This window comes from Streptomyces lunalinharesii, from assembly GCF_039532155.1.
GTDB lineage: Bacteria > Actinomycetota > Actinomycetes > Streptomycetales > Streptomycetaceae > Streptomyces > Streptomyces lunalinharesii.
On record NZ_BAAARK010000081.1, the window covers coordinates 1 to 8,349 of the forward strand.

The window sequence follows — 8,349 nt, forward strand, 5'->3', positions numbered from 1 at the left end:
GGGCGGCGATGTCGTCGGGTAGGGGTCCGAAGCGGGTGGAGTCCATGCGCAGGGGGTGCCAGATCCGTTGCTCGGCGAGTTGGTCGAGGGGCAGGCCGGCGAGGTGTTCGGTGAGGTAGCCGAGGATAAGCGCGGCGCGGTCGGTGTACTCGACGGCTTCGCCCGGTGGGCGGTGCAGCGCCTCGTGCAGGACGCCGTCGCGGACGTCCTGTGGGTCGGTGCCGTAGAGGTTCTTCAGCTGCGCCCGGAGCGGCAGGCCGGCCGTGTGGGTGAGCAGGTGGCGGGCGGTCACCGTTGCGAGGGGGTGTCCTTCGACCTCCGTCCAGAAGGTGCCGAGCGGTGCGTCGATGTCGAGTTTCCCGTCCTCCCAGAGGGCGCCGACGGAGGACCACACCGCGAGAATCTTGGTGAGGCTGGCGGAGTCGAAGACGGTGTCCAGCCGCATGGGCGAAGCCGGTTCGTTCGGGTCGAGGACTCCAGTGGCGCCGCAGGCGAAGGCGGCATCGGTCCCGCCGACGGCCCACACTGCGCCGGGGTAGACCTCGTCGCGAACGCCCTCGGCCAGCAGCTTCTCGATCTGTTCGGTGGGGTGGTATGTCATGGTCTTCCTCTTCGCCGTCGGCGCCTTGGGCGGACAGCGTAGTGATGTACGGGGGCGGATCAGGTCGGCCTCAGAGCCACGGCAAGGCCGGGACGGGGGAGGGAGAGCTACTCGGGCTCGGGCGCCGACCGGCCGGCGAGCCAGCCCCTGCAGGTCGGGGTGTCGTCGCCCTTCCGGGTGCGCTCGCCTTCCTCGACGGCCTCGTCCCGTCTTTCATCGGTGACAGGTCCGGAGGCTTTCCGGCAGGAGTTGATGGCGGAGATCATGAGACGAGTCTCCGACCCGGCAGGGCACACGTGGGAGATTTCTGGAGTTTCGGCGAGTCATGGAGCGCGCTTATCAATGCCCATTCCCAGCGCGAGTTGATGGCCTAGAGAGGCCAGAGCGTGGGCCGTCGCGGAGAGCGGATAGCGGGTGGCGTTCGCGCGCCCCGCCTGCTGCAAGGCGGCCAGGAGCCCGGCGTCGGACCGTAGCCTGCCGAGGTCGCGTGCGAGGGCAGCGAAGTTGGTGAAGTCGGTTACCAGGCCGGACGCACCGAGAGTTTCGCTGAGACCGGGCACTGGCTGGTAGAGGACGGGCAGGCCGCAGGCTTGCGCTTCAAGCGCCACCAGGCCCATCGCTTCCAGGGTGGTCGACGGCATGACGAGTACGTCGTGTTCGGCGAAGGCATTCCATAGCTGCGTGCGGTGGAGCCAGCCGAGGTAGCGGGCCCGTACGCCCATTCGCCGGAGCAGTAGGGCCAGTGCGTGGAACTGGGATCGGGGTGCGGCGATGCTCAGCTCGGTCCCCGAGACGCGGGATAGGCCTTTGACCAGGGTCTCGACACCCTTCTCTGTGGTGAGCCGGCCCGCGTAGAGCAGTCGTAGGTGGTTGGCGGTGGCTGAGGCCCGCCGGGGCGGCGGGTCGGTGAGCAGGTGGTCGGGGATGCCCCACGGGATCCGGATGATCTTGCGTTCATCGACGCGCGGGGCCAGCTTGCGGAGGTGGTCGGCCATGGCGGTGGTGGGTACCACGATGGCGTTGGCGGCCCTGGTGGTTTCGTGGAGGACCTGGAGCTGGTCGGGGTGCGCCTCGGCGAAGAGCAGGTCCGTGCCGTGGACCAGGGCGATTCGAGGGTGGGCGGGGAGGGCCCGGATCAGTGCCGGAGTGGCGCCGAAGGTGAGGTGTTGGAGGTGCAGGACACCGATCCTGGAAGGCTCGATCGCGGTCGTGAGGGCTTTGCGCAGGGCGGCGACGTACTGGCCGAAGGCGGGCCCGGCCAGGCACTTTCCAGGAACGTGAAGGAGGTCGAGGCCGGGTGGAACGCTCGGGTGGCCGTGGCTGGTCGGGGCGAGCATGAAGGCGTTGGCGGGGATCAGGGGGTTGTCGCCGGTGTAGAGGTCGAGGAACAACTCGACGCTTCCACCGGGGCTACCTGCGGGCAGGTCCCGGAACGTGGCGGCCAGTGGTCCGGGCGCGGGGCGGACGAGGGGGCTCACAGGCTGGGTCCTTCGATCTCTTCGTAGAGGCGGGAGATGTCGATGCCGTCCGTGGCGTACTTTGCCTGCGGCTGTTGGTAGTTGGCCGGTGTTCCGGATGCGGTGAGGAAGATCAGCTTGCCGAAGGTCATTCCGGGGTAGACGCGCACCGGTTTGGCGACCTGGATCTCCAGGGTCCAGCGGATGGCGTGGCCCTGGTGGCCGAGCGGGGCGGAGACGTGGACCCAGATGCCGAGGGAGCCGATGGTCCGGTCGCCGTTGAGGAGCTGGGCGTAGGTGTCCGATCCGGTCCGTTCGTGGGTGATGCCGAGGTAGAGCAGGCCCGGCTCCAGGAGGGTGCCCGCGGCGGGGATTCCGGTCTCGGTGAAAGTGGTGGGGGTGGCCGCGTCGAGGTGGCCGTCGCAGGTGCGGAGGGTGTCGCCGAGCCGCCAGTCGTAGGCGTTGGGAGAGAGGCGCGCCGGGTCGAACGGGTCGATGGTGATTTCGCCGGTCTGGATCGCTGCGGCGATGGCTGAGCCGGTGAGGATCACGACGCGACCGCCGAGGTGCGGGCCACGTCCTGCCAGTAGCAGGAAGGCCGTGGGCCGGTCGCCGCCTGGTACTTGCCGCGGTAGGGGGCGACGGTGCCGGTGGCGACGAAGAACATGATCTGTCCGATCTTCATGCCTGCGTAGACGCGCAGCGGGCGGATCGGGGAGAGCATCAGCGTCCACTGGCCGTGGAAGCCGATGTCACCGATGGGGGCGGTGATTTCGACGAACAGGCCGAGCCGGCCGACGGAGGAGCGACCGAACAGCAGCGGGACGAAGGTGTCGGAGCCGACGCGTTCGAGGGTGTGGCCGAGGTAGAGCTCGCCGGGCTGGAGGACGTATCCGCCGGGCCCGATCTCGACTGTCTGGGTGGGGTTGGGTTGATGGGGATCGATGACAGGGCTGGTGTAGGTGACCAGGGTGGGGCCGAGGCGGACGTTGTAGCTGTTGGGGTTCACCTGCGCGGGCTCGAAGGGGGTGATGGTCAGGCGTCCGTCGTGTGCTGCGGCGGTGATCTCGGGGCCGGTCAGGATCATCGGGCACCTGCTTGCTGCTCGTCGGGCAGTGGGGTGGTGAGGGTGCTGCGGACTGCCTGGCCGAGGGGTAGGCCGGCTTGGTGGGTTCGGCCGCCCAGGTGGGTGTCGGCGAGGTAGTTGGTGGTCACGACGGAGCGGATGCCGGGAGGGAGCGGGTCCGGGGCGGTCGCCAGGGGGCCGACATGTTCGGTGAGGTGGTCCCGTAAGGCGTTGAGATCGGCTGCCTGCCCGTCGGGTAGGAAGGCGTGGACGAGTTGGTTGTCGAACGGCTCGACGGCCAGGAGGTCCCCGAGGGTGAGCTGGTCGCCGAGCGGGACGGTGCGCAGGGCCGTCTCGTTGAGGATGACGCCGTCGGCGCCGAGCCCCGTGTGCAGCCGGTCGGCGATCTCTTGAAGAAGTTGGTGCCGATCCATCTGGGTGCCGCGGTATCGGTCGCGCAGAGCGCCGAGAGGCGTGGCGAGCATGCCGCTGATCTGGGTGACCTCGTCGTAGGTGGCGCTCAGCTCGTCCGAAACGGTGCCGCCGTCGGCGTCGGGGAACGTATCCGTGCGAGCGATCCAGCTGGTGCCCGCTCCTGGTCGTGCGACGGCGTACCCGCTGCCGAGTTCCCTGCCTTTCACGACAAGGGCGTTGCCGATGTGTTCCGGACCGTAGGCGTCGCTGTGGCAGTGGCCGGAGAAGATGACGTCGGCGAACGGACAGGCGACGGCCAGCACTCGATCGGCCTCGAAGCCTGAGTGGGAGAGGACCACCCAGGCGTCGGCCTGTTGGTGGTGCTCCAGCATCACCGTCCGCAGAGCCTGGGCCGGGTCGGTGACCCGGTGGCCGCAACGCTGTTCGGCGGGGATCGTGGCGAATGCCGCTGGGCTGATCACTGCCGTGATGGCGACGCGTAGGCCGCCGATCATCCGGATGCGGAGCCGGTCGAAGAGCGAATTGCCTTTGTGATCGGTCGCGTTGGCGCACACGGTCATGGCGTGCAGTCGAGGTTCGAAGTAGTGCGGCCAGCCGTGGTTCCCCGGCGCGAGCAGGTCGTACAGGGTGGTGAGGATCTCGTGCTCGATCCGGCCCTTGCCCAAGCGGTAGAAGCCGGTGCCTTCGAAGAAGTCCCCGCAGTCAACGATGAGACTGTCCGCCCTGGCCGCGTGGAGGTGGGTGAGGAAGGAAGCGGCCTGCTCGAAGGCGGAGTGGACGTCGGTGGTGGCCGTGATCCGCTGGAGCCGTCGGCTCATGAGGTGACCTCGCAGATGTCGGCGCCGAGAGCGCGCAGCCTGCCGGGGAGGTCGACGTGGCCACGGCGGAGTTGTTCGAGGCCGCCGACGGTGGTGATGCCGTGTGCGGTGAGGCCGGCGATGAGGAGAGTCGAACCGGTGCGGATGTCCATGGCCTCCACTCCCGCACCCGTCAACCGCTGCGGCCCGGTGAAGCGGCATCGAGTGGGCGAGACCTCGTGGATGTCGGCGCCGAGCCGGGCGAGTTGCGGGATCAGGTTGCCGTGGCGGCCGGGGTTGATCGCGTCCGAGAACAGGTGAGCGCCTCGGCGAGTCAACGCCAGTGCCATCAGCGGAGGCTCGAAGTCGGCGTCCAATCCGCCAGGGGCGAGGGATGCGACGGCCCGCAGGGAGTGGCTGGCGGGGTGCGTGCCATGGGGCTCGTCGACGATGAGGGCGCCGCCATCGAAGCCGGCGGAGACGCCGAGCCACCGCAGAGCGGTGACCAGCGGCGTGACGTCCTCCTCGGATACGCCGGAGATGCGGGCGCTGCCACCGGTGGCGGCAACGGCACACGCCAGCGTCCCGGCCTCGATCTTGTCTCCGGGTACCCTCCACCTGACGGTCCCCTCCGAGGCCGACAACGGCGGTGCGACGGCCAGACGGCTCTGACTCTCCCGGCACCGCCAGCCGGCTGCCCGCAGTGCGTCCACGACGCTGAGTACTTCGGGCGAGAGAATGGGTTGGCCTAGCCTGAGCGGCCTACCCGCCACGACAGCCCGCAGGAGGGCGGCGATGGTCGCCCCACGGGACCGGAAAGGCAACGCGAGCGACGCGGTTGAGGTCGGCTGAACGCCGGCCTCGACCTGATAGCCGCGGTCGTCGACGGTGACGCGGTCGCCGAAGCCCTCGTAGACCGCGAAGTGCTGCTCCATCCCCCGGTCACCGATGCGGCAGCCACCTGGCCACGGCAGCCTCGCCCGCCCGTGCGCCCGGAGCAACGCCGGCACGAGGTAGTAGGAAGCCCGGATGCGAGCAGCGACCTCGGGATCCGGAGCCGACTCGGACCTCTCACTCGGCTTCACGACCACGGTGTCCGGATCGGTGGCGACCCGGGTCGCGCTCCAGCAGGACTGCCGGAGCAGGACGAGCATCGTCTCGACGTCCGCGTTCGCCGGCACGTTGGCCAGATGCACGGTGCGGCGCAGGGCGGCCGCCGCGGCCAGTAACGGCAACGCCGCGTTCTTCGAACCATCGACGGTCACGGACCCAGCGAGTGGGCCGCTGGGCCGGACCGCGACGACTTCGGCGGCGGCTGGGGGAATGCGTACTCCTGTCAACGGTCATCTCCTCAGGATGCGTTCACGAAGCGGCCGGCATCGGGGCACCGACCTTGAATTGGGCCCAGCACCGCTTGCCGGGCGGCAGCGGTTCGATCCCGTGGCGATCTGCGAGCGCGGCGACCAGGAACAGTCCACGACCGTGCTCCGCCTCCAGGCCCGGGGAGTCGACGGTCGGGGACACAGGACTGGCGTCGATCACGTCGACCACTAGGCCGTCGAAGTCCAAGCGGGCTCTGGCAACGATCACCGTTCCGCCCGCGTGCTGCACCGCGTTCGCCAGCAACTCCGCGACCACCACCTCCGCGGCATCCAGCACCTCCTGGTCGAGGACTTCAGCCCACGCCCGCATACCGTCCACGAGCCGACGACGGGCAGTGCTGGCCCCAAGGGGCGTACTGGCGAGGGGGAAACGGATCTGGTACGCGTCCATGAGCTGCCTCCTGGATCGGTCCGGCTGCCCAAGAAAACCGGTCGGCGTCTGGGCCGATCCAGCGGTCAAGCGGGCGCCGCATCGACCATGCAGAAGCTGCATAGCGGCCGCGAACCAGGTCTCTACTCTCGTTATGGAGGGCAGAATCGGCATCGGCAGAAGGGGCCGTGACAGATGGCCGATACACAGACTGAGGCACGACGGATCGGCGACGTGATCCGGCAAGCGCGCCTGTTACAGCGCCGCTCGCAGGCGGAGGTCGCCGCCGAACTGGGCTATCACCAGAGCAAGGTGAGCCGCCTGGAGAGCGGACGGGGCACGGAGGACGTGCGAGTGCTGCGCGAAATCTCGTGCGCGCTGAGAATCCCACCGCACCACCTCGGCCTCGCAGCCGCCTCGGACATCAACCACCCCGAGCCCGAAGCAGAGGACATGCACCGCCGCACCTTGCTCGCCGCCGGCATCGCCGCGCTCGCCACTCCGACCACTGCCACCGTGACCGCCGCTCACAACGACCTGGTCCACGCCCTCCTGCCCGGACCGACAGCAGCGAGCACGGGACCCACTCCGGACTCCGGGCAGTTGCGGAACCAGCTGGCCGATGCCCGCCGCCTCTTCTCCACCTGCGACTACACGCAGCTCGAATCCCTGCTCCCCGGGCTGATCGGGCAACTGCGCGAGGCCATCAGCGGCTCCCCAGGTTCCGCCGACCTGTCCGGCCTGCTGGCCACCGCCTATCAGACCTCGGCGAGCCTCCTGCTCAAGCAGAGCGATCCGGGCAATGCCTGGTTGGCGGTCGGGCGGGCCATGGCCGAAGCCGAGCGCTCCGGCGATCCCGTCGTCCTGGCCTCCAGCGTCCGCGTCCACGCCCATGTCCTCGCCCGTGAACACCACGCCACCCAGGCCATCACCCTCGTCCGCCACACGGCCGACCAACTCGCCGGCGCGTACGACCAGCGCTCCCCCGAGTACCTCGCTGCCCTCGGCCTGCTCCTCCTCCGCGGAGCCACCGCCGCGAGCACCAGCGGCGACCGCTCGGCAGCCCAGGACTTCCTCACCGAAGCCGAAGACGTGGCCCGCTACGTCTCACTCGACCGCCCGGAGGCATGGGCCAACTTCTGCCCCACCAACGTCGCCCTCCACGGCCTCAGTGCAGCCGTCGCCTTCGGAGACGCCGGCATCGCCCTGAAGGCCGCCCGCCCTCTCATGCGGCGCCACATCCCGGTCCCGGAACGCCGGGCCGCCCTGTGGATCGAAGCCGCCCGCGCCTACAGCCAGCAAGGCCGCCTCAGCGACGGCTACCAGGCACTACGCATCGCCGAGAGCTGCGCGGCCCAGGACATCCGCCGCCCCGCGGTGCGCGAACTGGTCGCCGACATGGCCGCCCGAGACCGCCGTCGTACCCTGCCGGAACTTCACCACTTCAGTCGACAGCTAGGAGTCCCCGCGTGAGCGATCAGCCCCCCGCCCCGCAGCCCGTGAAGAAGCCCTTCCTCTACGTCGTCGTGTGCGCGGCGGGCGTCGCCGGAGACGTCGGCAAGCTGATCACGGCCGCCCAGGAGGCCAACTGGGACGTCGGCGTCGTCGCCACCCCGCAGGGCCTCGGCTTCATCGACGCGACCGCTATCGAAACCCAGACCGGCTACCCGATCCGTTCGGCCTGGCGCACCCCGGGGCAGCCGCGCCCCCTGCCGCCCGCCGACGCCATCGCCGTCGCCCCGGCCACCTTCAGCACGATCAACAAGTGGGCCGCCGGCATCTCCGACACCCTGGCCGTCGGCATCCTGTGCGAGGCGTACGGCTTCGGCATCCCCACCGCCGTACTCCCATACCTGAACTCCGCCCAGGCCGCCCACCCCGCGTACAACCAGAGCCTGGAGCGGCTGCGTGAGATGGGAGTGCTGATCGGCTCGTACGAGCCGCATCGGCCGAAGGCAGGAGGTGGCGCGGACCGGTTCCGGTGGGAGGAAGCGCTGGAGTTGCTTGCACCGAAGGCGGCCGGCTGACGTAGCAGTGGGTCCCCGTTGCAGGGCCTGGCTGGCCTGCTCACCGCCACCAGCCCTGAGACGCAGGACTGGAGCGCCGACCACCGGCTTAGAGGTCCTAACAAAGGCGTCGGACGTGTCTGTAGGTGATGAGGCATGTAGCGAGCCCGAGGAAGGCTTCATGGATGTCGTCCCGTCGCTCCCATCGGATGCGCAGGCGACGGAAGCCGTGCAG

The 8,349-nt window shown here is 69.5% G+C and carries 10 protein-coding genes and 1 pseudogene; 2 read left to right on the forward strand and 9 right to left on the reverse strand.

All coding sequences use genetic code 11. From position 1 onward, the window contains the following. From ABD385_RS40670 to ABD385_RS40705, 8 genes are all read right to left on the reverse strand, one after another. Positions 1-601, reverse strand: a 601-nt coding sequence (locus ABD385_RS40670) for a serine hydrolase domain-containing protein (protein WP_344585254.1), incomplete at its 3' end; no start/stop codon positions are given. A 107-nt stretch (positions 602-708) separates the two neighbouring features. Further along, the gene (locus ABD385_RS40675; protein WP_344585255.1) at positions 709-867 is read right to left on the reverse strand and encodes a hypothetical protein; all 159 of its coding nucleotides are present in this window, start codon (positions 865-867) and stop codon (positions 709-711) included. 57 nt (positions 868-924) lie between these two features. Beyond that, positions 925-2,079: a glycosyltransferase family 4 protein gene (locus tag ABD385_RS40680; RefSeq protein WP_344585256.1), complete on the reverse strand. Its 1,155-nt coding sequence runs from the start codon at positions 2,077-2,079 to the stop codon at positions 925-927. Beyond that, the gene (locus ABD385_RS40685) at positions 2,076-2,609 is read right to left on the reverse strand and encodes a dCTP deaminase (protein ID WP_344585258.1); all 534 of its coding nucleotides are present in this window, start codon (positions 2,607-2,609) and stop codon (positions 2,076-2,078) included. The genes ABD385_RS40680 and ABD385_RS40685 overlap by 4 nt, the downstream gene beginning before the upstream one ends. Beyond that, positions 2,606-3,145: a dCTP deaminase gene (dcd, locus tag ABD385_RS40690; RefSeq protein ID WP_344585259.1), complete on the reverse strand. Its 540-nt coding sequence runs from the start codon at positions 3,143-3,145 to the stop codon at positions 2,606-2,608. Before dcd ends, ABD385_RS40685 begins: the two co-directional genes overlap by 4 nt. Beyond that, positions 3,142-4,377, reverse strand: a complete 1,236-nt coding sequence (locus ABD385_RS40695) for a metallophosphoesterase (protein WP_344585260.1) — start codon at positions 4,375-4,377, stop codon at positions 3,142-3,144. Before ABD385_RS40695 ends, dcd begins: the two co-directional genes overlap by 4 nt. Continuing rightward, entirely contained in the window at positions 4,374-5,696 is a 1,323-nt protein-coding gene (locus ABD385_RS40700; RefSeq protein WP_344585261.1) for a UDP-N-acetylglucosamine 1-carboxyvinyltransferase, read from the reverse strand. The genes ABD385_RS40695 and ABD385_RS40700 overlap by 4 nt, the downstream gene beginning before the upstream one ends. A gap of 22 nt (positions 5,697-5,718) precedes the next feature. Further along, positions 5,719-6,129 carry an ATP-binding protein gene (locus tag ABD385_RS40705; RefSeq protein WP_344585262.1) on the reverse strand — a complete coding sequence of 137 codons (411 nt, stop codon included), beginning with the start codon at positions 6,127-6,129 and terminating at the stop codon, positions 5,719-5,721. Between the two features lie 174 nt (positions 6,130-6,303). Here ABD385_RS40705 and ABD385_RS40710 point away from each other — a divergent pair, with 174 nt between their 5' ends. Together ABD385_RS40710 and ABD385_RS40715 are read left to right on the forward strand one after the other, a co-directional pair. After that, a complete protein-coding gene (locus tag ABD385_RS40710; RefSeq protein WP_344585264.1) occupies positions 6,304-7,581 on the forward strand; it encodes a helix-turn-helix domain-containing protein in 1,278 nt (425 codons plus the stop codon). Continuing rightward, positions 7,578-8,135 (forward strand): flavoprotein, encoded by a 558-nt coding sequence (locus ABD385_RS40715; protein WP_344585266.1) that lies wholly within the window; start codon positions 7,578-7,580, stop codon positions 8,133-8,135. Before ABD385_RS40710 ends, ABD385_RS40715 begins: the two co-directional genes overlap by 4 nt. Before the next feature lie 97 nt (positions 8,136-8,232). Here the strand turns inward: ABD385_RS40715 and ABD385_RS40720 are convergent. After that, positions 8,233-8,349, reverse strand: a pseudogene (locus ABD385_RS40720) (IS5/IS1182 family transposase); the annotation flags it as partial.

Coding starts and splice junctions, on each gene's coding strand:
- ABD385_RS40675 (WP_344585255.1), bottom strand. CDS start 867: ATGATCTCCGCCATCAACTCCTGCCGGAAAGCCTCCGGACCTGTCACC.
- dcd (WP_344585259.1), bottom strand. CDS start 3,145: ATGATCCTGACCGGCCCCGAGATCACCGCCGCAGCACACGACGGACGC.
- ABD385_RS40695 (WP_344585260.1), bottom strand. CDS start 4,377: ATGAGCCGACGGCTCCAGCGGATCACGGCCACCACCGACGTCCACTCC.
- ABD385_RS40705 (WP_344585262.1), bottom strand. CDS start 6,129: ATGGACGCGTACCAGATCCGTTTCCCCCTCGCCAGTACGCCCCTTGGG.
- ABD385_RS40710 (WP_344585264.1), top strand. CDS start 6,304: ATGGCCGATACACAGACTGAGGCACGACGGATCGGCGACGTGATCCGG.